Origin of the sequence: Aldersonia sp. NBC_00410, assembly GCF_026342035.1 — a bacterium.
In the GTDB taxonomy this organism is placed as follows: domain Bacteria; phylum Actinomycetota; class Actinomycetes; order Mycobacteriales; family Mycobacteriaceae; genus Aldersonia.
This window is the reverse complement of record NZ_JAPENM010000003.1, coordinates 632,331-659,267: the sequence shown is the minus strand read 5'-3', so window position 1 is coordinate 659,267 and position 26,937 is coordinate 632,331. Positions and strand designations below refer to the sequence as shown.

Here is a 26,937-nt window from a genome sequence, read left to right as displayed (position 1 = left end):
GGCGGTCACAGTTTCGCCAGTTCCTCCACCGCGCGACGCCAGGCATCGATCACGTCGTCGATCTCCGGATCGGTGAACACGCCCGCAGGCCAACGCCATCCCACGGTGAATCGGGGACCATTGGCCGCCCGGGTCACCGAGATCGTCAACTCCAGCGGGTACTGCACGGCGAGGTCCGGCTCCGGCGCCACGGGCAGCGCCCCGGTGAGGTCGGGGTCGGTGACCAGTGACCAGGCGCCGGCGCCGAGCGGCACTGCGCCGGAGCGATCGAACCTGCCCAGGTAGTTGAGCAGCACCTGAGGTTCCACCGCGTCGGCGACTTGCTCGCGTAGCAGCCCATAGTCGAAGCCGCCGTTGGGCACTGCGGCAACGCGCGCCGTCACGTCCGCCAGCACGGCGGCCGGGTCGCGCGGTTTCGCGACGGCCCCGACGCGCACCGGGAACGCGGTGCTGAACCAGCCCACCGTCGCGCTGGTGTCCGTTCCGGCATCTCCGACGATGTCGTCGGCGCGACCGTGGTGTTCGAGCGCGATGGACAGCCCGCTCGTCGGGTCGGCGCCGAGCGCAGGTCGCCGCGATGTGATCGCCAATGCGGTTGCTGCGAGCAGGTATTCACGGACCTGCGCGTCACCACGGCGAGCGATGGTGTCGAGCAGTGCGGTTGCGTCGACGGCGACGGTCCGGCCGCGCGTGCTGCCCGCGGTATCCCGCGCCGGGTCGAGTGCGCGCGTCCCGAGCGGCTGCTCGCCCGCGGGCACCTGCGCAGACCAGAATTCGGCCCGGCTCGCCGGAGCCGATGACTGCGCGCGGCGCGCAACCAGTTCCGACCAATGCCGGAATCCGGTGGATTCCCGGTCGAGCCGAATCGCCTCTCCTGCAACAAGCTGCCCCCAGCCCAGCGCCAGATCGCCGAGCAGGATGTGCCAGGTGACCGCGTCGGCCGCGAGGTGGTGCACGGAAAGCTGCAGCAGGTCGGACTCACCTGCTGGGCGAACGTAGCGGACCGCGGCCACCATCGCGCCGGCGCTCGGGTCGATCCGGTCGATCGCCGCGCGGGACTGCTCACTCAGTACCGGTGCGAGCGCACCGGACACCTCGACGGTGTGCAGCAGTTCGCGTGCGGAGACGGCACCGGGTGGCCGGGTGTGCAGCTCGAAGTCGGCTGCGCTCCCGCGCAACTCGGCGCGCAACATGTCGTGGTTGTCGAGCACGGCCTGCAACAGGGCCACGAGGGTCTCCTGGTCGAGTCCGTCCGGCAGCTCGATCAGCTGGGTCAGACTGTGCCGGCGGAACTCGCCGCGGTGCAGCAACTCGGCCATCGCGGGCAGTAGCCGGACCGGGCCGCACTCGGTGGCTGCGTGGGTCTGCTCCGCGCTCACGGCATCAATCGCCGCCGCCAGGTCACGAATGGTTGTGTTGGTCAGCACCATTCGCGGAGTAATCCGCAGCCCGGTCGACCGTGCCCTACTCACCAACCCGATCGCAGCGATGCTGTCCACCCCGAGTTCGAAGAAGTCGTCGTCGATTCCCGGTGGCGCGGCGTCGAGCAGCTCACCGAGCGCGGTGCATAGCGTGCGTTCGGTTTCGGTGCGTGGCCCCACGGCACTGCCACGGCTCGCGAGTGCCTCGGTCGCCGCCGCCGCGAGCACGCGGTGGTCCAGCTTGCCGTTCGGGGTGACCGGCAATTCGTCGAGGGCGATGATCCGGCTCGGAATCAGGTACGCGGGTAGCTTTCCGGTCAGCTCGGTCCGCATTCCGGTGACGTCGGGCGCGGTCTCACCGACGACGAATCCGATCAGCACCGGACCGGTGGCGCGTCGCACCACGGTCGCGACCGCGGTCCGCACGCCGGGCAGCGCGGACAGCGCCGCCTCCACCTCGGCCGGCTCGATCCGTAATCCGCGGATCTTCACCTGTTCGTCGGCACGACCGAGATACTCGAGGGCACCGTCGCTGCTACGCCGGCGAACGAGATCACCGGTGCGATAGAGCTGTGCACCGGTGTCCATCGGACTCGCGACGAATCTGGTGGCGGTCTCCCCCGCGCGGGCGACGTATCCGCGGGTCAGCTGAGCGCCGGCCAGATACAGCTCCCCGACCGTGTCGTCGGGCACCGGGCGAAGCCGGGAATCCAGCACGAATGCCGTGGTTCCCGCCAATGGCCGACCGATGGCGGGGCGCTCGGTGGCACCGACCGCCGCGCACACCGCGTCGACTGTCGTCTCGGTCGGGCCGTAGAAGTTGAACACCCTGGTGCCGGGCAGCTCGCGCAATTGCCGCCAAGCACCGTCACCGATCGCCTCGCCGCCGAGCCCCAAAATCGCCAGGCGGCAACGGCGTGCCCCGGTCTCGTCGCGATAGACCAACCCGGCCGCGGACAACGCGGTGAACATCGACGGACTGGTCTCGAGCATGTCCACGCCGGTGGCGGTGATCAGTTCGACCAGCCGGTGCGCGTCGCGCTGGGTGTCGGCGTCGAACAGTTCGATCGAATGCCCGGACAGCAGGGCGAGTGTCGGCTGCCAGGACGCGTCGAACACGAGCGACCACGCATGCCCGACCCGCAGCGGGCGGTCGAGTTCGGCGGACACCGGACCGAGGATGTATTCGTCGTGGTGGCCGAGCAGTTGCGCGATTCCACGATGGGTCGCCATCACACCCTTGGGTTCTCCGGTCGATCCGGAGGTGAAGATGATGTACAGCCGCTGGTCGGGGTGAACCGCAATGCCGGGGTTCTCGTCGGACACTGGCGGCTCGTCGTCGCCGAGCAGCACGGTCCGCCGGCCGCCGACGAGCGCGGCGGACGCGGCGTCGGTCACCGCGTGCCCGGCACCGGAGCGGGCCAGGACGATATCGATCCGGCTTTGCGGCGCGGTGATGTCGATCGGCACCGACACCGCACCGGCCTTCGCGATGCCGAGAAGCGCGGCGATGAACTCCGGTGACCGTGGAAGCGCCAACGCAACAGTGTCTTCGGCACCGACGCCGTTCGCGATCAGCCGGTGCGCGATTATGTTCGCGGCGCGGTTGAGTTCGCCGTAGGTGAGCGAGCGCCCGTGGAATCCGATCGCCGGGCGGTCCGGTGCGCGGCGCGCGTGCCACTCGAAGATCGCGGGCACACTCTGCGCGACCGGCGCAGCACCCAGCGGCGTTCGGCCGGCCGCGAGGATCCGCTCTCGCTCGCCGGGTAGCAGCACATCGACCCGGTCGGGGCTGCGGTCGACGAGCGCCGGAAGCTGGCGCAGCACATGCAGAATTCGCTGCCCAACACGCTCCGCGTCGAGATCACCGAGCAGTTCGCGGCGGTATTCGATGCCGAGCACGAAGTCGTCGTCGAGCAGGTACGGGACGATGACGAGCGGGTAGTGCGTGAGGCTCTGCAGGTGGACGGGAATGAACCGGACACCGTCGGGCGCGTCGATGATGTCGGCGGCGGACGCGGAGCCTGCGGAGTGTCCCATTGGCGCGGTTCCTCGAGGCGCGTTCTGGAAGACCATGAGGGTGTCGAACAGGTCCGTCTGTCCGCTCGCCTTCTGCACCGCGGACAGTCCCAGGTAGCCGTGCCCGCGCAGCCGGGACGAGTCGCGTTGCAGCGCAGCGCAATGCTCGAGCACCGAACGGTCGTCGAATTGCACCCGCAGTGGGATGGTGTTGATGAACAGCCCGACCATCGATTCGATGCCGGTGATCTCGGTGGGCCGCCCGGAGATCGTGTTGCCGAACACCAGGTCTCGGCGGTCGGTCAGCCGGCCGAGCACGACGGCCCAGGCGAACTGGGCGAGCGTGTTCGCGGTGAGGTTGTTACGCCGGGCCCAGTCCAGCAGCGTCGCAGTATCGTTCGGACCGAGGCGTAACTCGGTGGACTGCGGGAACGGGTCCGCGACGACGTCCTGCGGCGACACCGCCGCGAGCTTCGTCGGTCCGCAGACACCGTCGAGATGCTCGCGCCAGACCTGTTCGGATTCGGCGTGGTCCCGGCCCGCGAGCCAGGCGATGTAGTCCCGGTAGAGCCGCGGAGCGGGCCAGTCCGCCAGCGACCCGCCGGACAGGTAGGCACCGACCAGTTCACGGACGAACACCGGCACCGACCAGCCGTCCATGATCAGGTGGTGGGCCGTGCAGATCAACCTGCGCCGGTCGTCCCCGGTATCGAGCAGCAGAAACCGCAGCGCCGGTCCGGCGGACAGGTCGAACGGCCGGCGCCGCTGCTCGTCGGCGGCCGCCTCGAACCCGGCCGGGGTCGCGGTGCGCAGCTCCCAACCGATTTCGAACGTGCTCGGCACGATCTGCACCGGCTTGGGTACGTCCTTGTCCCAGAACGACACCCGCAGGTTCGGGTGACGCCGCAACACCTCGTCCGCGCTGCGCTGCAGCAGCGCCAGGTCGAGCGGACCTTCGATGTCCGCGACGAACTGAATCACATACGGATCGCCCGCGCCGTCGCTCATCCGCGCCAGCGTGAACAGCCCTTCCTGGAGCGGGCTGAGCGCGAGCACGTCCTCGATTCCGGGCGGCGCCGGCCGACCCGTCACCGTCATCGCTGTGCGCCCCAGGAGGATTGCAGCGCGGCGAGGGCATCGGCGTCGAGTCCGGACGCGCTCATCGGCGCGGCGGTTTCCACCTCGGCGGCACCGGCTGCGTCGGCGCCGATGGTTTCCAGACTGTCGAGCGCCGCGGCGAGTTCGGCCACCGTCGGATTCTCGAACACCAGCTGCGGGGTGAGCTCGAGACCCGCCTCGCGTGCCCTGGCCGCGAACTGCACGGACACGATGCTGTCGCCGCCGAGGGCGAAGAACCCGTCCGAGCGGCCGACGCGTTCGACGCCGAGCAGTTCCTCGAGCACCCTGGCCACCACGCGTTCGGTCTCGGTGGCCGGCTCCTGGTGGTCACGCACGGTGGTCACCCGCGGCGCGGGCAGCGAAACCCGGTCCAGCTTGCCGGACGCGGTCAGTGGCATGGCCTCGAGCAGCGTCACCGATGACGGCAGCATGTACCCCGGCAGCGACGACGCCAGGTGCGCACGCACGGTCGCGACGAACACCGCCGCCACGACGTCGTCGTGCAACGCAGTGGCATAGCCGGCCAGCGCCGGACCATTCTCGGACTCGTACACCCGGGCCGCGGCGAGCGCCACGCCCGGCGCCGAACGCAGTGCCGCCTCGACCTCGCCGAGTTCGATCCGGAACCCGCGCAACTTGACCTGATGGTCGGTGCGGCCGGTGAATTCGAGGACACCCTCGGCATTCCAGCGCGCCCGGTCTCCGGTGCGGTAAATCCGCTCGCCGGGGTGCGCGGGGTACGGATTCGCGATGAACCGGGCGGCGCTGAGGCCGGCACGGCGCCAGTAGCCGCGCGCCAACTGCCTGCCCGCGACGTACACCTCACCGACCACACCGATCGGCGCCGGCGCCAGGTTCTCATCGAGCACCAGCACCCGCGTGGCAGGCACCGGGCGGCCGACCTGCAGGCGGTCGCCCTGCACACCGCGCACGATGCCGCCAGCGGTTTCGGTGGCGCCGTAGGAGTTCACGATCTCACTGTCCGGGGCCACCGACCGCAACCGGTCGAGCAGCATCGGGGTCAGCGGCTCGCCGCTGCTCACCCAGCGGCGCACCGACCCGACCGCCTGCGGGTCGACGTCGATCAACGCCGACACCGTGGTCGGCACCGCGGTCACCTGGGCGATCGGGTTGTCCCGGATCAGCCGGGCGATGGCCTCGATGTCGCGGGCCTCGGCATCGTCGGCGAGCACCAGCGTGCATCCGGACGCCAGGCCCGCGATGAACTCCAGGCACGGGTCGAGGAAGCTCAACGCGCCCTGCGCAAGCCGAACGTCCGGTGTCTCGATCGGGAATCGCACCGGCTGCCATGCCAACCGGTTCGCCATCGCCGCGTGCGTACCGAGCACGCCCTTGGGCACCCCGGTGGATCCGGAGGTGAACATGAAGAACGCGGGGTTGTCGCCGTGCGGCATCGGCAGTACCGGAATATCGATCTGGGCGAGTTCATCCCGGACCGCGGGATCGTCGAGTAGCACCGCGCGCTGCTGCGCCGGCTCGGGCAGCGCCGGGCCGGTCGACGAATCTGCCAGCACCACGACGGGATTCGCATCCGCGACCATGAGCTGCAGGCGCTCGGCCGGGTAGCGCATGTCGAGCGGCAGGAAACCCGCGCCCGATTTCAGCACCGCGACCAGGGCGACGATCATGTCGATGGAGCGCGGCAACGCGATCGACACGAACGTTTCCACGCCCGCGCCGCGGGCTTGCAACAGCGCGGCGAGCCGGTCCGAACGCCGGTGCAACTCCGGGTAGTCGATGCTGCGCCCCGCGCAGACGATCGCGGTGCCGGTGAACTCGCGGCTAGGCTCCAATAGTTCCGGAATCGAGGACACCGCAGCACCTTCCGCGGGACCGCCGTCGCTCCATGCACCGAGCAATTCCACCCGCTCCTGCGAGCCGAGCACGTCGATCGTGCCGAGCCGGACATCGGGTGACAGCGCGAATGCCGAAAGTACGCGCTGCAGACGATCGGCGAGCAGTTCGACGGTGGAACGATCGTAGAGATCGGTGCGGTAACTGATGCCACCGCCGAAACCGTCACCGTCGGCGAAGAAATCGAACGCGAGATCGAACTTCACCGTGTCGAACTCGGGAACGATCATGGTGAACCGGCCGCCGCCCGCGATCTCCTGGCTGTACTCGCCCGATTCGCGCAGGTGCACCAGCACCTGGAACAGCGGGTGCAGCGCGAGCGAGCGCTCGGGATTCACAGCGTCCACGAGCCGCTCGAACGGCAACTCTTGATGCTCGTAGGCCTCGAGCGCGGCGCTCTTCGCCCGACCGACGGCGCCGCGCACGGTCGGATCACCGGCGAGGTCGTTGCGCACGACGAGCGTGTTGACGAAGAAGCCCACCATTTCGGCGAGCGCGTCGTCGGTTCGTCCCGCGATCGGGGTACCGAGCGGAATGTCGCTGCCCGCACCGAGTTTGTGCAGCAGCACCGCGACCGCGGTCTGCAGCACCATGAAGTCGCTTGCCCCGGTCGCACGGGCCAACTCGGTCAGTCCGGCCCGCACCCGGGGCGAGATCGTGAGCGCAACGGTCGCACCGCGGTTGGCGGCGACCTGTGGACGCAACCGGTCCTTGACCACGGTGGTGTCCTCCGGGACACCGGCGAGCTTCTCGCGCCAGTATGCGACCTGGCGGGCACCGATGCTCTCGTCGGCGTCCGCGGCGCCGGTGAGCCCGAGCAGCTCACGCTGCCACAGCGCGAAGTCCGCGTATTGCACGGGCAGTTCGGACCAGCTCGGTGCGTGCCCCGCCAGCCGGGCCGTGTAGGCGGTCAACAGATCGCCGAACAGCACGGGGGTGGACCATTCGTCGGCCGCGATGTGGTGGATCACCACGGACAGCACATAGTCCCGGCCGGCACGGTGGAAGATCTGCGCACGCACCGGCAGGTCCACGCTGAGCTCGAAGCAGTGGTTCATCGCCTCGATCAGCGCGTCCTCGACCGTTCCGTCTGCGCCGAGTTCGACGATCGGCACCTCGATCGGGGTGGGCTCGTGAATGTGCTGATACGGGGTGCCGTTGCGGTCCGGGTAGCTGGTGCGCAGGATCTCGTGCCGGCCAACCAGATCCGACAGCGCCGACGCCATGGCGTGCACGTCGATGGTGCCTTCCAGGCGCGCGGCGAACGGGATGTTGTAGGTGGGGTTGGCCCCCTCCAATTGGTACAGGAACCACTGCCGCAGCTGTGCATAGGACAACGGGAGCTCGGCACCGCGATCGGCGCGGCGCAGCACCGGTCGGTTGCTGCGCTGTGGTGCGGCGAGCTTCTCGTCGATCAGGGCGGCCAGGCCGGCCACCGTCGGGGACTCGAAAGCCTCGCGGACATTGACCTCGGCGCCCGTCTCGGCGCGCACCCGCGAGATCAGCTTGGTCGCCAGCAACGAGTGGCCGCCGAGGTCGAAGAAGGAGTCCTCGGCGCCGACCCGGTCCACACCGAGAGCGGTGGCGAACAGTTCGGCGAGCATGATCTCGGTGGGCGTTTCCGGATCGCGGGTAGCGGCCCGCTGCGCGAGCACCGGCTCGGGCAGCGCCGCACGATCCAGCTTGCCATTGGCCGTGATCGGCACCTCGTCGATCACCGTGAACGCGGCGGGCACCATGTACTCCGGCAGCGCCGCGGCGACCTGTGCCCGGACCGCGTCGAGGTCGATTTCGACGGCCGCGTCGGCGCCGTCGCGAGCGGCGACGACATAGGCGGCAAGGATCTTTCCGACGCTGGGCACCTCGGCGGCGACCACGACCGACTGCGCGACCGACGGGTGCGCGGTGACCGCGGACTGCACTTCGCCGAGTTCGATCCGGAAGCCGCGAATCTTCACCTGCTCGTCTGCGCGACCGACGAACTCGATGTCACCCTCGATGTTCCAGCGCGCCAGGTCACCGGTGCGGTACAGCCGGCCACCCGGGTTGAACGGATCGGCGACGAATCGCTCGGCCGACAGGCCTGCTCGGCCGAGATAGCCACGGGCGAGCTGGGATCCGCCGATGTACACCTCGCCGACCGCACCGACCGGCACCAGTTGCAGCGTCGAGTCGAGCAGGTAGGTCTGGGTATTCGGCTTCGGCGACCCGATCGGGACCGTTCGCACGCCCTGCGGCTGTTCCACCTTGTAGCGCGTTGCGGCGAGCGTTGTCTCGGTGGGGCCGTAGAAGTTGTGCAACATCGCGTCGAAGGTCGAGGTGAACTTGTCCGCCAGCTCGCCGGGTAGCGGTTCGCCACCGATCGGGATGCGACGCAGCGATTTCCACTCCGACACCCCGGGCAGCATCAGGAAGAGCCCGAGCAGCGACGGAACGAAGTGCATCGAGGTGATGTTGCGGCGGAGCAGCAGATCGGTCAGGTACGGAATGTCTTCCAGACCATCGGGCTTGGGGATTACCAGCCGGGCACCGGCGGAGATGGTGCCGAACATTTCGCCGACCGACACGTCGAAGCTCGTCGAGGCCACCTGCAGGAGCGCGTCGTCCGCACCCACCGCGTACTCGGCGGCGAGCCACTCCAGGTACTCCACAATCGCGCGGTGCTCCACCGGAACGCCCTTGGGCAGACCGGTGGATCCGGAGGTGTAGATGACGTAGGCGAGATTGCTCAGCCGCAGCGGCCGGACCCGGTCGGCATCGGTCGGCGCCGTCGATGGGTATTCGCGCGCAACGTCTTCCGCGCGATCGTCGGCGCTCAGCGCGATCTTCGGCGCCGAGTCGGCCAACATGTAGGCGATGCGGTCCGCGGGGTAGGTCGGATCGATCGGCACGTACGCCGCGCCCGCCTTCATCACGCCGAGCGCGGTGATCACCATGTCGGGACTGCGGCCGAACGAGAGTGCAACCAGGTCGTCCGGCCCGATGCCCTGACCGATCAGCCAGCGCGCCAACCGATTTGCCCTCGCATCGAGTTCAGCGAAGGTGATGTCGGCTTCGTCGGTGACGAGCGCGACGGCATCCGGGGTACGCGCCACCTGCGCCTGCACCAGAGCGGGGATGGTCGCCGATGCGGTGGGGGCATCGGCACCGGTCGAGTAGCGCAGCAGCATGGCCCGATCGGCCTCGCCGAGCGTGTCGAGCTGCCACAGCGCGGTGTCCGGGCGGCGAACAGCCTCGGTGAGCAGTCGGACGTAGTGACCGAGCAGGTCGGTGACAATCGCCTCGTCGAGTACGTCGACGAGGTATTCGACCTCCAGCGTGCCGCCGGCGGGTGACATCTCCGCGATCATGCTGAGCGGTACCTGGGCAACGCCGGCGTGCAGCGGTGCCCGGACCGAGGTGAAACCCGCTGCTGCGAAGGCATTTCCGGTACCGGTCCGGGCGGCGAAACTCAATCTGGCCAGCGACTGCAGACCCGCGCTGCGGTCCGGGTTGAGCTCGGCGACGAGCCGGTCGAGCCCGACGCCCTGATGGGCGAAGGCGCCGGTGCACTCGGTGCGGGTCGCGCCGACCAGATCGCGGAAGGTGTCGCGTGGCCCGACCTGCGCGCGCAGCGCAAGGGTGTTGCCGAAGTAGCCGAGCGCGGTCTCCGCCCCGGCTCGGCGCTGCACCACCGGGGTCGCGACGAGGAACTCGTCCGCGCCGGTGTACCGGTGCACGACCGCATTGAACGCGGCCAACAGGACCATGAAGGTCGTCGCGCCCTCCGCGCGCGCCAGCTCCGCCACGGAACCGAGGAGTTCGCCGGGCAGCTGAGCCTCGGCCCGCCCGGCCGCGGGCGACGGCGTGGTCGCGATGCCGCTCTCACCGGGTAGTTCGAGCGGTTCGGGCAGTGTGGTGATGTGGCCGCGCCAGTATTCGAGATCGGCGGCGTCCGCACCCGACGAATCGGGTCGTTCGAGTACCTCGAGGTCCAGGTAGTGCGCGACCCGCGCACGCGGCTCGGCGGTGCCGGTGTCGTCGGGGGTGGTGTCGTTCGTGCCGGCGTTCTCGTCGTAGGCGGCCGAGAGTTCGGCGAAGAAGGGATCCCAGCAGTCGTCGTCCCAGGCGATGTGGTGGACGACGAGCACGAGGACGTGCCGGTCGGCGGATTCGCGAACCAGGCCGGCGCGCAACGGGAGGTCGGTGCTCAGGTCGAATGCGCGCGCGAATTCGCGGCGGGCGAGGACCTCGAGCCGGCGGACACGGGTCGTCTCACTCAGGTCGGCAAGATCGTGCACGGCGAAGTCCGGTGCGGCGCTCCCGGCCACGGTCTGGTGCGGCTCACCGGCCTCGTCGGCGTGGTAGGTCGTGCGCAACACATCGTGGGTGGCGACGACGCGGCCGAGCGCACGTCGCATCCGGTCCGGATCGAGCGGGCCTTCGATCGTGAAGCCGACGCAGATGTTCAGCGTGGTCCCCGCGGGATCGACCTGCTGCAGGAACCACATTCGGCGCTGACCGGCCGACAACGGGTAGCGGTGCGCCGGGTCGCGCGGCGGTGCCGCCGTGGCGGGCGCGCCGGCGGCGAGCCCCTGCTCGGCGAGGCGGCGGCGCAGCAACGCTCGTTTGCGGTCTTCAATCGAGGCGGGGTTCTGGGTGGCGGCGCCCCCGGGCGAATCGGCGTTCGACGGCGAATCGGCGTTCGGCCTGGTTTCGGTGTTCGTCACGATGTTCCGCGGACCCTTCTGGCGAGCGTGTTTCGGGGCACCCGTACTGCAGTGTGGGCAGGCTCGGCGGAGTAAGGGATGGCTACCCTAATCTCGCGTCGGCTTGTAAGCGTAGCCTAAGCAGCCGGATCCGTGGCCGCGGGTCAACTCGCACCGGGGGCGCTCCGATCCGGGCACTCCCAGCTGCGGTTTCCCACCATGTCAGGCGTCGGCGAGCAGGTCCGCTTCATCCATATCGGCGATCTCGAGGTAGATCCGTGCCACCTGGTCGAGCCGTCCGGCGGTCGCGTCCTTGTCCGCGAGCCGCGTGGCCAGCGCGGCGACCGTACGGGCGGCGAAGATGTCGGACACGATCGCCTGTGGCGCGTCGAGCCAGTCCCTGACCCGCGCGATCACCGTCGTCGCGAGCACGGAGTCGCCGCCGAGAGAGAAGAAATCGTCCGCCACCCCGACGCGCGGCCGCGCGAGCACGTCGCCGACGATCCGCGCCAGTGCAGACTCGAGTTCGGTGCGCGGGGCGACGAATCCGCCGTCCTCGTCCTCGATTTCGAGCAGTGCCCGGATCGCCTTACGGTCCAGCTTGCCGTTCGAGGTCAGCGGGAACCGGTCGAGGATCTCGATTCGGCTCGGCACCATGTAGGACGGCAGCAGCTCGGCAAGCTGCGCGGCCAGCGGCGCACTCCCGCCTTCAGCCTGCGCCATCGTGACCGCCGCCGCGAGCTTGGGCGCGCGACGACCGACCAGCGTGGCGACCGCGGCCTGCACCCCTGGCAGCGATCGCAGCCCACCCTCGACCTCGCCGAGTTCGACCCGATAGCCGCGAATCTTCACCCGATGATCCGCCCGGCCGAGGAACTCGAGCGTGCCATCGGACTGATAGCGCGCGAGATCTCCGGTGCGATACCAGTTTTGGGCATCGTGCGGGACGAACCGCTCCGCGCTGCGTGCCGGGTCGTTGCGGTAGCCCAGCGCTACCCCGCGCCCGCCGATCCATAGTTCGCCGGTCACCCAATCCGGGCAGTCGTTGCCGCGCTGGTCGACGACCCGGCAGGCGACGTTGCGCAGTGGGGTGCCGTACGGCACCGCCGGCCAATCCGCGGGCGGGTCGAGCACCTCGCACACCGTCGAGTGGATCGCGGTCTCGGTGGCACCGCCGAGGCCTGCGAACCGGCACCCCGGCACCTGACGCGCGAGGCGACGGGGCAGGTCCGCCCCGACCCAGTCGCCGCCGAGCAGCACGGTACGCAGCGAGCTGCCCAATTCGTCACCGCCCGCGGTGAGCAGCATGTCCAGCAGGCCCGGCACGCAGTTCACCACCGAAACACGTTGCCGGCGAACCAGTTCCACCCACGCCGCCGGATCGGCCCTCGATTCTTCGTCGAGGGTGACCACCGCGCCGCCCGCGGACAGCAGACCGAAGATGTCGTACACCGACAGGTCGAACTCGAGCGCGGACAACGCGAGTGCCCGATCCGTGGAACCGACCTCGAAGCGGTCGTTGAGATCATCGATCGTGTTCATCGCCGCCCGATGCGGCACCTCGACGCCCTTGGGCGTGCCGGTCGAGCCCGAGGTGAACAGCACATATGCCGGTGTCTCCGGGTCGATGAGCACAGGCCGCGCCAGCGGCTGCGGCCAGCTGATCGCGGCACCGATCTCGACCACCGGAAGGCCCGTGTCACCGAACTGGTCCGCAGTCGCACCGACCGCGGCGACCGCGTCCGCCGTCTCGAAGATCCTGGCGCGCCGGGCATCCGGCTGATCGAACCCGATCGGCACGTAGGTGGCACCGCAGGCGAGAATGCCGAGCGCCGCGACGATCTGATCCGGCCCCTTCGGCAACTGCACCGCGACGGCGTCGCCCGCTCTGACGTTGCGGTCCCGCAGTGCGCCGGCGAGCGCGAGCGACTGCCGGGCCAGCTCGCCGTAGCCGATTTCGCCCAGCTCGCCCCACAACACTGCCGGCGCGTCCGGATCCGTGGCCGCGTTGGCGAAGAAGCCTTCGTGCAGGCATCGGCCGCTGGTGGGTCCGGCGGTCGCATTGACCCGGTTGCGCACGGCGAGTTGGTCGACCGGCAACTGCGGCGTCGCCTGGGCGGTCCACCCCGCCGGGCCCTCGGTCAGTCGCTCAATCGCGGATTTGTAGTGGGTGAACATCGCGGCGACCACGCCGGGACCGAACGCCGTCTCGCGTACGTCCCAGTTCAGCAGCAAACCGCCCCCGACCTCGGTGACCTGGGCGTCGAGTAACACCTGGGGACCCTGCGAGACGATCCACACCGGCTCGCCGAACGCCGCGGTGACGCGGTCGTCGAACAACTCGCCGAGGTTGAGCGCACTGGTGTAGACGATCGGCGCGAGCACCTGCTCCCCGCGCTGCCGACCGAGGTCGCGCAGCACCTCGAGCCCCGAATAGGCAGCGTGGGAGCCATTGGTGTGCAACGACTTCTGCAGCGCCAGGGCCCGGTCGAGCACGCTGGCGGGGTGTCGCACGTCGACGTCGAGCAGGACCGAGGAGGTGAAATCGCCGACGATGCGGTCGATTTCGGGGTGCACCGGGTCGCGATGGAACAACGGCAGATTCAGCAGGAAGCGCGACTCCGCGGACCAGCCGCCGATGGTCTCGGCGAACACCGAGGCCAGGGCCATCGCTGGGGTGACGCCGCGCTCGTGGGCCGAATCGTGCAATCGCTGCTTTGCCGCGGCGTCGATCCAGTGGTGCATCCGGACGGTCCGGTGCGGCGCCGCATCGGACGACGCGGTGAGCACAGGAAGGACCGGGGCGGAGGGAAGGTCGTCGAGTCGCTCGTGCCACCACGCCCGGTCCCGTACGTGCGCGGCAGTATCGGCCTGCGGCTGCTCGGTGCGGTAGCGCCGGTAGCTGTAGGTCGCGGGCGCGATCTCCTCGCCGGCGTACAAGCGCGCCAGATCGGTCATCGCGACTCGATAGCTCATCGCATCGGCAGCGAGCATGTCGACGTCGACGTGCAGCCGCGACGCACCACTTGGCAGGCGGGTCAGGGCGATATCGAGCACCTGCCCCTGCGCGACGTCCATCCGCTGATGGGTCTTCTCGTCGCGCACCTGCGCGAGCCGCTGCGCCACCGTGTCCGCGATCTCGTCGCGCAGGTCGATGACCGAAAACACCGGGACCACCGGCGCGGGCAGGATCTGCTGCGTGCCGTCCGGCAGGAAGCGCGCCCGGAACATCGGATGCAGCTCGACGAGTCGCTCGACCGCTTGCTCGAGCGCGGTGGCATCGACGTCCGCGCCGTCGAACTCGACGTAGAGATGGGCCGCGACGCCGCCGAGCTCCTGCCCCTGGGCGCGGCCGATCCAGTAGGCGTGCTGCATCGGCGCGAGCGGGAAGGGCGCGAACTCGTCACCCGAGGCGGCCTCCGTCGCGGGCGTGGTCGACACCTCGGCCGGTACTTCCTCGGTGGCGAGTGCGGCGTACCAGCGTTCGATGGTCGGCTCCGCGGCGAGCTGGGCGAAGTTGATATCGAAACCGCGCTTGCGCCAGCGGCCCGCCAGTTTCATCATCCGAATCGAATCGAGCCCGAGCGAGATCAGATTCTCGGCGTCGCCGATGGCCGGACCCGGCTGGTTCAGCAGCTGCCCGACCTCGTCGCGGATCGCGGTCCTGCTGATCGAGCTCGAATTCGTCAACACTGCTCCTCAATTGACCACGGGGCACCGACAGCTTAGCCACCTGAGTAGGCTTGCCTTACCTTAGTACACACAGATGGTATTTCCGTACGCGAACGTGAGGCGTCATGCACCAGGAATCCGTGACCGCCACCGCTGCTGCCACCACTGGGCGGCCGCACCGGGACGGGTTCGTCCCGTTCCGCGACGACCTGGCGGCGGTGTACCGCGAGGCCGGCTACTGGCGCGGCACGACGCTCGGCTCATTGCTGCGCGACGCAGCAGCGCAGCGACCCGATGCGACCGCCTTGCTCACCGCGGACGGCGCACACAGCTACCGCGCACTCGACGATGCGGCCGACGAAATGGCCGCCGGATTCGCCGACCGCGGCATCGCGCCGGGCGACCGGGTGGTCGTGCAGCTGCCGAACCGGCCCGAGTTCGCCGTGGCGCTTTTCGGCCTGCTGCGCGCCGGCGCGATACCGGTGCTCTGCCTGCCCGCCCATCGCGCCGCAGAGATCGGCCATCTCGCCGAGGTCGCCGAGGCCATCGGCTATGTGATCGCAGACAGCCATGCCGGCTTCGACTACCGCGAACTCGCACAGACCGTTCGCGATCGCGTGCCGACCCTCGAGCACGTCTTCGTGGTCGGCGATCCCGGCCCCTTCACCGCGCTGTCCGAGGTCCCCCGCCCGGCCCGTGCGCTCGCCGACCCCGACCCGTCGGACATCGCGGTGCTGCTCGTCTCGGGCGGCACGACCGGACTGCCGAAGCTGATCGCGCGCACCCACGACGACTATGCCTACAACGCCAGGGCCAGCGCCGAGGTGTGCGCGCTCACCGCCGAGGACGTGTACCTGGCGACACTGCCTGCCGCACACAACTTTCCGCTCGCCTGCCCGGGCATCCTCGGCACCATCACCGTCGGCGGTGCCATCGCGTTCACCGACGACCCGAGCCCGGAGAGCGCGTTCGCCGCGATCGAACGCCACCGGGTGACCGTGACCGCGGTGGTGCCACCGCTGGCCCAACTCTGGTGCGCCGCAACGGAGTGGGAGGACGCGGACCTGAGTTCGCTGCGGCTGCTGCAGGTCGGCGGGGCCCGGCTGGCGGACAGCAACGCCGCCGAGGTGACACCGGCGCTCGGCGCCCGGCTGCAGCAGGTGTTCGGCATGGCGGAGGGCCTGCTCAACTACACCAGGCTCGACGATCCGGACGAGTTGGTCCTGCGCACCCAGGGTCGTCCGTTGTCGACGCACGACGAAATCCGCATCGTCGACGAAGGCGGCCGCGATGTCGCCGCGGGCGCGGAGGGTGAACTGCTGACCCGTGGGCCGTACACGATCCGGGGTTACTACCGGGCGCCCGCACACAACGAACGGGCGATCACCGCCGACGGGTTCTACCGCAGCGGTGATCTGGTGCGCCGGTTGCCGAGCGGGCACCTGGTGGTTTCCGGTCGGGTGAAGGACGTGATCAACCGCGGCGGTGAGAACATCTCGTGCGACGAACTCGAAGACCATCTACTCGCCCATCCCGCGGTACGCCATGCTGCCGCGGTCGGTATTCCCGACGAATCACTCGGCGAACGGGTATGCGCGGCAATGGTTCCCGCGGCGGATACGCTTCCAACGCTCGCCGAGCTCAAGGCGTTCCTGCTCGATCGCGGGCTGGCTACCTACAAGCTGCCCGACCTGATCGCGCAGCTGGACACGCTGCCGGTGACCGCGGTCGGCAAGATCGACAAGCGCACGCTATCGAAGCAGATCGCGCCGTAGCGAAAGCGTTCTCTGCGCGGTCCTACCGTGCCACCAGGTAGGGGCTCACGCTGCTCAGCTTCTCGCAGGTCTCCTCGAATTCGCGTTCCGGGCGCGACTGCCCGATGATGCCTGCGCCCGCCCTCAGCCACGCACCCTGCGGCGTCTGGTAGGCCGCGCGCAGCACCAGCGTCGCCTCGAAGGAACCGTCGGACCCGACCGAAAGCACGGCACCCGAGTACAGCCCGCGCGGTTCGCCGTCGAGCCGGAAGATCGCATCCACGCAGTCCCGCTTGGGAATTCCGGAAGCGGTCACCGACGGGAAGAGCGCATCGAGCGCTTCCCAGCCGGTGTGGTCCGCGGCGAGGCGCCCGCGCACGGTCGAGGCGAGGTGCTGCACGCTGCCGCGCTCGCGCACCGTCATGAATTCCGAGACGGCGGTGGTGCCGGGCTCCGCGACCGAAGCAATCTCGGCGAACGACGTGCGCACCGACACCGCGTGTTCGACGATCTCCTTCGGATCCGATTCGAGGTCGATCCGCGCGGCGGTGTCGACGTCCGCACCCCGCCCGAACGCCCGTGTCCCGGCGAGCGGCTCGGTGGTCACCTCGCCGAGCTCGTCGACGGAGGCGACCAGTTCCGGACTGAAGCCGGTGGCCTCGAGGTCGCCGAGCCGGAACAGGAACGATCGCGCCGGAGTGTTGTGCCGACGCCCCAGTCGATAGGTCGCCGGCATGTCGACCGGGAAACCGATATCGACCTTCCGCGACAGGATCACCTTCTGGTAGCTGCCCCGTTCGATCTCGGCGACCGCCGTGGCGACTCGTTCGCGGTAGTTCGTCGGATCGATGCGGATGTCCAGTTCGGCACCCCGAGGCAGCTCGTCGGCCGCGGCCTGCAGCGCCAGTGCCCGGATCGCCTCGTGCTCGTCCGGTGTCCCGCCGCTGATCTGCACGCCGGTATCGGTAACCCGGACTTCGATCCGCGGAACCATCAAGTGTGCCAGCGGGATCCGGCCGGTGAGGTGTCGCTCGGCGCCGAGTGCGTAGGCACAGGACTCGAAGCCCAGCCAGCCGATAGCGCGGTGGCCGCTCGCCTCCGGCGCGATCTCCTGCAGCTTCGCCAACGCGGCGCCGAGCACGTGCGCAGGCCGACCGGACCAGACGTCGGCCTCGGTCGTTGCCGCCCAGGAGATCCGCACCTGCTCGGTGTCGAGCAGGACGCTGCCGATCGCGTCGCCGGCGAACAGCCATTCCCCGTGCCGCTCGTACACCGCATAGTCGGCGAAGAGCCCCGACGCAGCCAGTTTCGCGACCACGGCGGCAGGGTCGAGCGCGACGTCGATGCGCAGATGTTCGTCCGTGGGCGACAACTGTCCTCCAATTAGGGCGACCTTAGTACCTGGGTTCTGAGGTTAGCATTACCTTCCCTGGTGTTGATATGCGAGCGATCAACTCGATTCGAAGGGCACCGCGGTGCGGCAATATCGCTGCGCCGAACCGGCGCGCAACGGGAGAATGGAGACCTCGACTTACTCGGAGGCGCCAGATGACCCAGGAACTCACCGATCGCCCCTCGGCCGACCGGTCCGGTTCCGAACCACCTCCGGTCGTTGTGCTCGTCGACGTGTCGACCACGGTCGAACGCGACGTCATCGCACAATGGCTGGCCGGCGACGGGCTGCGCGCCCAGTTCGACCTGCCCACGCCCGACGATCGTCTCGACCTCGACCCCGACGACGTCGCCGAACGGCTCATCCGGCGCGCCGACGATCCCCTGGTGCTGCCGGTCCGGGTGCTGTGGCTGCCGCCCGAACGGGACGGCATACGCCGAGCACATTTCTCCGACCTCATCTTCTCCAATCCACGCGCACCGCATCGCCTGATGCAGCGCTGGATCGTGCGCAACGCACCCGACCGGCATCGGGTGCTCACCGGACAACCGGCCAGACTCAGCGAACTGCGCGCCCGCTACAGCGAGGACGGCCGCGAGCTCACCAAGTCCGCGCTGGCCCGCTCGATCATTCGCGCGGCCCGGCTCGCGCTCGACCGTGCCGAACGCTCCGTGATCGGCGATCGGTACAAGGTCCCTCAGCACGTCGCCGAGGAAATCATGGAGTCCACCGAGTACCGTGCCCAGCTCGACGGAATCGCCGACGAGATCGGCATCGATCACGGCGAGGCCTACCGGCGCGCGGAGAGCAATCTGCGCGGCATGGTCGCAACCCAGACCGCGCTCATCTCCGACCTGTTTTCGCAGGCGATGCGTCCCCTGCACGCCGCGGCATGGCAGATCGAGGCGGACGAAACCGGCCTGGCGGAGCTGCGCCGGCTCAACACCCGCCACCCGCTGGTCTTCCTACCGTCGCACCGGTCCTATGTCGATCCGTTCGTCCTGGATGAAGTGCTGGCGCGCAACGATTTTCCGCCGAGCCATCTGATCGGCGGCGCGAACCTGAACTTCTGGCCGATCGGCACCCTCGCGCGGCTGAGCGGGGCGGTCTTCATCCGCCGCAGCTTCGGCGACGATGAGGTCTACAAGGCGTCGGTCGCGGAGTACCTGGCATATCTCCTGGGCAAACGGTTCAACCTGGAGTGGTACTTCGAGGGCGGCCGCACCCGTACCGGCAAGCTCCGGCCGCCGCGCTACGGACTGCTCAATTACCTGGCCTCGGCGGTGCGGACCCGCAAGGTCGACGACGTGCTGCTGGTGCCGGTGTCCATCACCTACGAACGGCTCAACGAACTCGGCGCGATCGCGTTCGAGCAACTCGGCGGCGACAAGCGTGCGGAGGGCATCAGCTGGTTCGTCAATTACATTCGTAGCCAACAAAAATCGGCGGGCAAGGTTTACGTCCGATTCGGTGGTGCCCTGTCTGCCCGCGAACGCCTTGCCGCGCACGGAGATCCGTTCGAGTCCGTGGACGAGCGCAGCGCCACGCCGGACCCGGAAAGCGAGGAAGCCCGACTCGCGGTGCAGAAGCTGGCATTCGAGCTCGCCGTCGGCATCAACAACGTCACACCGGTCACGGTGAATGCCGTCGTCACCCTCGCGTTACTCGGCGTCAAGGATCGCGCGCTCACCGGCGAGGAGGTTCGCGCCGCGGTGGTCCCGGTCCTCGACTACATCGAGAAGCGCGGTATCCCCAAGGGTGACCTCGACCTGTTGCGCAGCAATGCCGGCATGGTCAGCGTGCTCGAGGAACTCGCCGCGGCCAAGGTCGTGACGATCTACGCCGGCGGCGACGAACCGGTGTACTCGATCGAGCCCGGCCAGCATCTGATCGCGGCCTTCTACCGCAATAGCGGCGTGCACTGGTTCGTCAACCGCGCCCTGCTCGAACTCTCCGCGCTGGCCGCCGCGGAGAATCCCGGCGTCCTACCGTTCGAGCAGGGTTGGGCGGAAGCCGAACGATTGCGCGATCTGCTCAAATACGAGTTCTTCTTTCCCGACCGGGAGACCTTCCGCGAGCAGATGAAGGCCGAGATCGACCTGATCGACCCGGACTGGGAGACCGACTCGTCCCCTGCGCTCGAGTTGCTCGACCGCCTCACCGCGACCGGGTTCATGATGGTGCATCGCACCTTGCGGTCCTTCTTCGACGCGCAACTCGTCGTCGCCGAGCGATTGTGCCTGCGCGGCGACGACGCCGTGACCGATCGCAAGGCGCTCATCAAGGAGTGCGTCGGCGTCGGTCGGCAGATGCTTTTGCAGGCGCGGCTGCATAGTCCCGAATCGGTGTCGTCCGAACTGTTCGCGGCGGCGGTCCGGCTCGCGGGCAATCGCGGGCTGCTCGGCCCGTCGAACGACGTGTCCGCCGCGCATCCGGACGGGCTTGCCGCGCGGCGGGACGAATTCGCGGCAGACCTGCGTGCCATCTCCGCTCGAACCGTCCGTGCCGCGCTGCTCGATCCGTCGAACCGGAGGCTGACCCGTGGAATTGGCTAGCGCAATCGACCGGGTCCGCAACGGCCCGCAAGGACCGAAAATCGGTGCGTTCTTCGACTACGACGGGACGCTCATCGATGGCTTCTCCGGCGCTAACTTCTACAAAGACCTGATCCGCTCCCGCAAGGTCAGCCCGCTGCAACTAGCCGAGACGGCCTACGCGGGCATACGCGGGACGTCGACGGAGAAGGACTTCGAGCGGTTCGTGCACGCCGCGCTCAAAGCCTATGCGGGCCATACCGAGGAGGAGCTCGCGACGTTGTCCCGGCGGCTGTTCATGCACGAGATCGCCGGGCAGATCTACCCGGAGGTGTGGCAACTGCTGCGCGCGCACGAAGCCGCCGGCCACACCCTGGTCGTTGCCTCGTCCGCGACCTGGTTCCAGATCGCCCCTGCTGCAGAGGAACTCGGCATTCCGAACGTTCTCGCCACGCCGGTCGAGTTCCGCAACGGGATCGCCACCGGACGCATCTCCGGGCGCACCCTGTGGGCCGAGGGCAAAGCGGCCGCGGTGGGCGAGTTCGCCGACGAGCGCGATATCGACCTCGACAGCAGCTACGCCTACGCCAACGGCACCGAGGACGAAGCGTTCCTCGGTATGGTCGGCACGCCGACCGCGCTCAATCCGGACAAAGGCCTCACCCGGATCGCGAGCGAAAAGGGTTGGCCCGCAATTCGGTTGCGTCCCCGCGGATCCGCCGGTCCGATCCAACTCGCCCATACCGCCGCCGCATATGCGGGGCTGTTCGGTGGTGCCGCGCTCGGCATTACGGCGAACCTCGGCCGCAGTCGGCAAGACATGGCGGACGGCATGATCGCGAACGGCTCGACATTCGCGTTGCTGGCGGCCGGGGTCCACATCCACACGATCGGGAAACTCCACACCCGCACACCTCGGCCTGCGGTCTTCATCTTCAATCATCAGAGCGAGTTCGACCTGCTCGTGCTCGGCCATGTGCTCGGCGGTGGGTTCACCGGTCTCGTCAAGAAGGAGATGGCAACCAATCCGCTGTTCGGCCCACTGCTGCGTTTCGGTGGCGCGACATTCATCGACCGGCAGCACTCGGAGAAGGCCCGCTCCGAACTCGGCCCGGTCGTCGACACGCTGAAATCCGGGGTATCGGTCATCGTCGCGCCGGAGGGCACCCGGTCGCTCACGCCGCGCCTCGGCGAGTTCAAGAAGGGCGCGTTCCACATCGCCATCCAGGCCGGCGTCCCGATCATTCCGGTGGTGATCCGCAACGCGGGCGAAATCTATTGGCGCAATGCCAGAGCGGTCCGTCAAGGCACCATCGACGTTGCGGTTCTCGAACCCATCGATGTGAGCGACTGGGACCCCGCTCACCTGGACTCCAACGTGGCCGAGGTCAGGCAACTGTTCGCCGAGGCGCTGCTCGACTGGCCGAAGGACTGACCCGTGCTGCCGGTGCGCGACGGGCTCAATCCGAGCCGCCTCCGGTTGCCGCCGGGCGAATGGCAGACCGTGCTCGACTACCTACTCGACCGCTTCCCGACCGATACCGTGCGCCTGCACGAGAAGGTCGACGCCGCGGAGGTCGTGGACGGCAGAGGTGCCCCCATATCTGCGCAAACCCCTTACCGAAGTGGAGATTTCGTCTACCTGTACCGCGATCCACCCATCGAGGCGCGGGTGCCGTTCGAGGTCGAAATTCTATATCGCGACGACAACCTGCTCGTAATCGACAAGCCACACTTCCTGGCAAGTACCCCGCGTGGCAGCTTCATTGCCGAGACGGCGCTGGTCCGGCTGCGCCGCGAACTCGACCTGCCCGAGCTCTCACCCGCGCATCGGCTCGACCGGCTGACCGCCGGGGTGCTGTTGTTCACCGTGCATCGCGGGGCGCGGCGCGCGTACCAAATGCTGTTCGCGCAGCGGGGCGTCGACAAGGAGTACGAGGCTATCGCCGGGTTCGATCCGGACCTGCGGCTGCCGACGACGGTGCGCAGCCACATCGTCAAACGACCCGGTGTGTTGCAGGCTCTCCAGATTCCGGGCCAGGCCAACAGTGCGACCCGGGTCGAGCTGGTCGAATCACGCGGCGCCGTGGCCGGCTACCGGCTGCTGCCGACCACCGGCAAGACCCATCAGCTGCGCGTGCATTTGAACTCCCTCGGCATCCCGATCGTCGGCGACCCGCTGTACCCGACGGTGCTCGACATCGCGCCGGACGACTACCGCAACCCGTTGCGGCTGCTCGCCCGCTCGATCTCCTTCGATGATCCGCACACCGGATCTCGCCGGAGCTTCGCGAGTCGGCGCGAGCTCGCCTGGCCGGACTGAGCCCGACCACCGACAGCAAATACTGTCTTGACAAATCTATTAGTCGGTAGCAGTCTGGTGGCATGCACGAGATCGCAGCCATCGAGGATGGCGCCGCCGCCGAGGTATCGCTGCACCCCATTCGGGCCGGGCTGCTCGCCGCGCTGTCCACACCGGGCTCGGCGTCGAGCCTCGCCTCATCGCTGGGCCTGACTCGGCAGAAGGCGAACTATCACCTGCGCGCGCTCGAAGAGCACGGGCTCGTCGAACTCATCGAGGAGCGCAAGAAGGGCAATATGGTCGAGCGCGTACTGCAGGCCACGGCCGCGTCGTACGTCATCTCGCCGGCGGCGTTGCCCGCAGTCGCGCCCGATCCCTCGCGCCGACCCAACCAGCTGTCGGCGCGCTGGCTACTCGCGGTCGGCGCGCGAATGATTCGCGAGCTCGGCACGCTCATCACCGGAGCCGACGCCGCCGGAAAGCCGTTGGCCACCTATGGCATCGACTCCGAGATCACTTTCGCGACGGCCGCCGATCGGGCCGCCTTCGCCGAGGAACTCGGCAGCACCATTGCCGCACTGGTCGGCAAGTACCACCGGGAGAACGCGAGCGGCGGGCGCAGGCACCGGCTCGTCGTCGCACTGCATCCCACCCCGAAAACCCCTGATCCGAATCCCACTGATCCAAAAACCACAGGTCCGAAGGAGAACTGAGATGTTGAAGCCATTCGAGCTCGATCGCGTCGTCGACCTACCTGCCGATCCGGCCACCGTCTTCGAGGCGGTCAGCACCGGCACCGGCGGGTGGATGTTCCCGAGCGAGATCGAGCCCGCGGTCGGCGGCGACAACGGCGACGCCAAGACTGCGCGATGGGTGCCGGGCCGGCGGCTCACCGTCGCGGTCGGCGACGAAAGCGCCTGGTACAACACGCTGGACTACGAAATCGAGCCAACCGAGACCGGCAGCCGGCTGCGCTACCAGCACCGCAGCGTCCTCGAGGACGACGTGTGGGACGTGCAGTTTGCCGCGTGCGACAGACACACCGATTTCTACCTGCACACGCTCGGTGAATACGTCGACCACTTCCCCGGCCGCGCCGCCACCTACGTCGATGTCAACGCATCCGAGGCCTCGGCCACGCCGGACGGGTTCGCGAAACTGCGCTCGGCGCTGGGTGTCGAAGCAGTCGGGCAGCGCGTGCGCATCGACGTCACGGGACTCGGGGTCCTGGACGCGACGGTCGATTTTGCCAATTCCAATTTCATCGGCCTACGCACCGAGGACGCGATGTACCGTTTCTTCGGACGCAACGCCTGGGGCGGCCCGGTCGGGATGTCGGCTCATGTTTTCGCCGAATCCGACCCGGACACAATCGAGAAGGCGCTGCAGGCTTGGCTGGACGGCATCTACGAATGAGCGAGGGGTCGATGGCACACGAATTCCGTATCGAACGCGAGGTGGTGCTGCCCGCAACGCCGGAACAGGTCTTCGCGGCCGTGACCGAGGGCACCGCGGGCTGGATGTTCCCCACCCCCGCGGTAAACCCCGCCGACCCCGATCCGGCGAACCCGGTGCGGACGTGGGACCCACCGCATCACCTTGCGGTGCGCCAGGACGGTCCCGACGGCTGGTTCAACGCGCTCGAGCACATCATCGAGGCACATGACGGCGGAACCGCGGTGGTGCGGTATGTCCATTCGGGGATCATGACCGACGACTGGGAGGCCCAGTACGACGGCGCCAGCAAGCACACCGACTTCTACCTGCACAGCCTCGGCGAGTACCTGGACCACTTCGCCGGGCGACCGGTGACCTACATCGCCGCGGACGGTCCCGAAAGCTCCGGAGCACCCGGGTCGTTCGATCGCCTGCCTCCGGCGTTGGGCATCTCCGCGGCGGCCGCCCCCGGCGCCCCTGTCGCACTGGACATTCCCGGCCTCGACCACATCGACGCCGTGATCGACTATCGCAACGAGTGGTTCCTCGGACTCCGCTCGGCGGACGCGCTCTACCGCTTCTACGGTCGGGACAGCTTCGGCGCCACCGTCGATGCCGCGCACCATCTGTTCGGTGCCCGGACCGACGGCGATCGACAGCAGACCGCGTGGCAGAACTGGTTGGACGCGCTCTACGCCTGAGCCGTCTGCTCACGCACCCGGCGCGATCGTTGGGCTGATCCGAATAGGGCTCAGCTGCGCAGGAATTCGACGGTCCGCTGCCACGCCAGGTCGGCCTGCTCCTTGTCATATGTGCCCAGCGGGTTTTCGTCGTTGACGAACGCATGCCCGGCCGGGTAGAACTCGATCCGCACGTCGCGGCCCGATTCGTCGCGAATCTGCTGCGCGACGGCGTCGACATCGGTCCGGTCGAGCCACGCATCGTCGAGCGCGTAGTGCCCGAGCACGTCGGCGCGCAGGTCCGAGTAGTCCTGTGGGACGCGCGGGAGTCCGTAGAACGGCACGGCTTTTGCGATTCTTTCGCCCTGTTGCGCGGCGAGCACGAGCACGAATCCGCCACCCATGCAAAAACCGACTGCCGATACCGAATCCCCCTGTACGGCAGGGTTGTCCAGCAGAAAGTCGACGGCGCCCGCAAGATCGGCCGCGGCGCGCTCGACCGGCAACGCCTCGAGCAACCCGGCCGCCTCGGCGGAGTCGTGCGTGGTGCGGCCACCGAACAGATCGGGCGCGAACGCGACGAAGCCCTCCTGCGCGAAGCGCCGGGCGAGGTCCGCAATATGGGTGGTCAGGCCCCACCATTCCTGGATGACGATGAGCCCGGGTCCCGACCCCGCCGGTGGCAACGCGAGGTAGCCGTGCACCTCGCGTGCGCCGCTGGGGAAGGTGACGTTGTGCTCGCTGTCCTCGCCGGTAACGGCCTTGGCGCGCAGTTCCTCGGTCAGGTCACTCATAGTGTGATGCGGCTCCTGTGCTCAGCGGTCGAAGGTCTCGAGCGCAACGAAATTCGGTGATCCCAGCGTCGCGCGGATCGTGTCCGGTGTCGGATTGTGCAGGACGCCGGCCGCGACATCGCGATAGAGCCGCTCGATCGTCGAACCGTGGTGCAACGCACGGCCGCCGACGAGTTGCAGGCTCGCATCGACGACGCGCTTGGCGCCGATGGTGGCGTGCTGCTTCGCCGACTGCAACCTCCGCCCCCAGGCGATGCTCCCGTGCGGGTGCTGCGTCCATTCGCGCGCTGCCGTGTCCAGATGCGCCTCGATACTGTCGAGTTCGACGACGGCATCGGCAAGCGCGGCCTGCACCAGCGGGTCTGTGGCCCGCGCCGCGCCGCCGAGCTTGGCCGAGGGCCGCGCCGTCGCGGCGACCGCTGTGTCGAACGCGCGCTGACCGATGCCGAGGTACACATTGGAGGTCAGCGTCAGCGCCCAAGCGGCCACGCTTGCGAGGTAGGCGCTCTCGGGTAGATCGGGACCCGTCCGCGCGATCACCCGGTCCGCCGGCGAGTACGCGCCGTCGAGTGCGGTGTCGTCGCTGCGAGTCGCCCGCAGCGCGAAGGTATTCCAGTTCTCCACTGTGCGCGCACCGGGATCGGCTCGGTCGAGGAAGGCGTGCACGATGACCGCCGGATCGGACGTATCGCGGCCGTGCACACCGAGGTGGGTCCACACCGGAGACAGCGAGGTGAAATGCTTGTGCCCGGTGAACCGGTACCCACCGTCGGGCTGTGGCTCGGCCTTGGTCGTCGAACCGCCGAGTCCCAGGTCGTTGCCGCTCTCGCTGTGGCCGGCGGCGATGATCGCGCCGTCGGCGACAGCCTCGAGCAGCCAGTCTGCCGAATGGTCACCGGCGCGGTGCAGATCGGCCGCGGCACCCACCCAGAACAGATGCATCCCCGACGCCAGCGCGGTCGAGGACGAGCGGTAGGCCACCCGCCGATGCCACCGGGCCAGTTCGGCAAGGCTCAGGCCGGCTCCGCCGAACTCGGCCGGCACCGGCGCGCGGTAGTAGCCGGCGTCACGCAGTTCGGTGAAGTCGTCGATGAAGAACTCCCCGGCCTGATCGTAGCGGTCGGCCCGATCCGCGATCCGGGCCAGCAGTTCCTCATCGAGCGCAAACTGCGTCTCGGGTGCGGGCAGCGATGTGGTGGTCATGATTTCCTTCTGGAGGGGTGTGATTCGCCGACTGGTGCAATGCCTG

13 protein-coding genes are annotated in these 26,937 nt (G+C 68.6%); 7 read left to right on the top strand and 6 right to left on the bottom strand.

Features of this window, described 5'->3' with window-relative positions:
- Positions 1-5: 5 nt before the first annotated feature.
- The 3 genes from OG921_RS10075 to OG921_RS10065 all read right to left on the bottom strand — a co-directional run bounded on the left by OG921_RS10075 (position 6) and on the right by OG921_RS10065 (position 14,794).
- Entirely contained in the window at positions 6-4,538 is a 4,533-nt protein-coding gene (locus OG921_RS10075) for a non-ribosomal peptide synthetase (RefSeq protein WP_266112244.1), read from the bottom strand.
- Positions 4,535-11,056, bottom strand: coding sequence for a non-ribosomal peptide synthetase (locus OG921_RS10070; RefSeq protein WP_266112303.1), 6,522 nt, complete (start codon positions 11,054-11,056; stop codon positions 4,535-4,537). The genes OG921_RS10075 and OG921_RS10070 overlap by 4 nt, the downstream gene beginning before the upstream one ends.
- A gap of 288 nt (positions 11,057-11,344) precedes the next feature.
- Entirely contained in the window at positions 11,345-14,794 is a 3,450-nt protein-coding gene (locus tag OG921_RS10065) for an amino acid adenylation domain-containing protein (RefSeq protein ID WP_266112302.1), read from the bottom strand.
- Positions 14,795-14,919: 125 nt separating this feature from the next.
- Between OG921_RS10065 and OG921_RS10060 the strand changes: the two genes are divergently transcribed.
- Positions 14,920-16,569 (top strand): (2,3-dihydroxybenzoyl)adenylate synthase, encoded by a 1,650-nt coding sequence (locus tag OG921_RS10060; protein WP_266112243.1) that lies wholly within the window; start codon positions 14,920-14,922, stop codon positions 16,567-16,569.
- 22 nt (positions 16,570-16,591) lie between these two features.
- Here OG921_RS10060 and OG921_RS10055 read toward each other — a convergent pair whose 3' ends face one another.
- On the bottom strand, positions 16,592-17,920 hold the full coding sequence (locus OG921_RS10055; RefSeq protein WP_266112242.1) for a salicylate synthase: 1,329 nt from the start codon (positions 17,918-17,920) through the stop codon (positions 16,592-16,594).
- Between the two features lie 176 nt (positions 17,921-18,096).
- Here OG921_RS10055 and OG921_RS10050 point away from each other — a divergent pair, with 176 nt between their 5' ends.
- From OG921_RS10050 to OG921_RS10025, 6 genes are all read left to right on the top strand, one after another.
- Positions 18,097-20,496 carry a glycerol-3-phosphate 1-O-acyltransferase gene (locus OG921_RS10050; RefSeq protein WP_266112241.1) on the top strand — a complete coding sequence of 800 codons (2,400 nt, stop codon included), beginning with the start codon at positions 18,097-18,099 and terminating at the stop codon, positions 20,494-20,496.
- Positions 20,483-21,910: an HAD-IB family hydrolase gene (locus tag OG921_RS10045; RefSeq protein ID WP_266112240.1), complete on the top strand. Its 1,428-nt coding sequence runs from the start codon at positions 20,483-20,485 to the stop codon at positions 21,908-21,910. Before OG921_RS10050 ends, OG921_RS10045 begins: the two co-directional genes overlap by 14 nt.
- Before the next feature lie 3 nt (positions 21,911-21,913).
- Positions 21,914-22,798 carry a pseudouridine synthase gene (locus tag OG921_RS10040; RefSeq protein WP_266112239.1) on the top strand — a complete coding sequence of 295 codons (885 nt, stop codon included), beginning with the start codon at positions 21,914-21,916 and terminating at the stop codon, positions 22,796-22,798.
- Positions 22,799-22,860: 62 nt separating this feature from the next.
- A complete protein-coding gene (locus tag OG921_RS10035; RefSeq protein WP_266112238.1) occupies positions 22,861-23,490 on the top strand; it encodes a helix-turn-helix domain-containing protein in 630 nt (209 codons plus the stop codon).
- Between the two features lies 1 nt (position 23,491).
- Positions 23,492-24,193 (top strand): SRPBCC domain-containing protein, encoded by a 702-nt coding sequence (locus OG921_RS10030; protein WP_266112237.1) that lies wholly within the window; start codon positions 23,492-23,494, stop codon positions 24,191-24,193.
- Between the two features lie 11 nt (positions 24,194-24,204).
- The gene (locus OG921_RS10025) at positions 24,205-24,915 is read left to right on the top strand and encodes an SRPBCC domain-containing protein (RefSeq protein WP_266112236.1); all 711 of its coding nucleotides are present in this window, start codon (positions 24,205-24,207) and stop codon (positions 24,913-24,915) included.
- Between the two features lie 50 nt (positions 24,916-24,965).
- On the opposite strand, the gene OG921_RS10020 is transcribed toward OG921_RS10025, so the two are convergent.
- Positions 24,966-25,688 (bottom strand): dienelactone hydrolase family protein, encoded by a 723-nt coding sequence (locus tag OG921_RS10020; RefSeq protein WP_266112235.1) that lies wholly within the window; start codon positions 25,686-25,688, stop codon positions 24,966-24,968.
- 21 nt (positions 25,689-25,709) lie between these two features.
- A complete protein-coding gene (locus OG921_RS10015) occupies positions 25,710-26,891 on the bottom strand; it encodes an acyl-CoA dehydrogenase family protein (RefSeq protein WP_266112234.1) in 1,182 nt (393 codons plus the stop codon).
- Positions 26,892-26,937 lie beyond the last annotated feature (46 nt).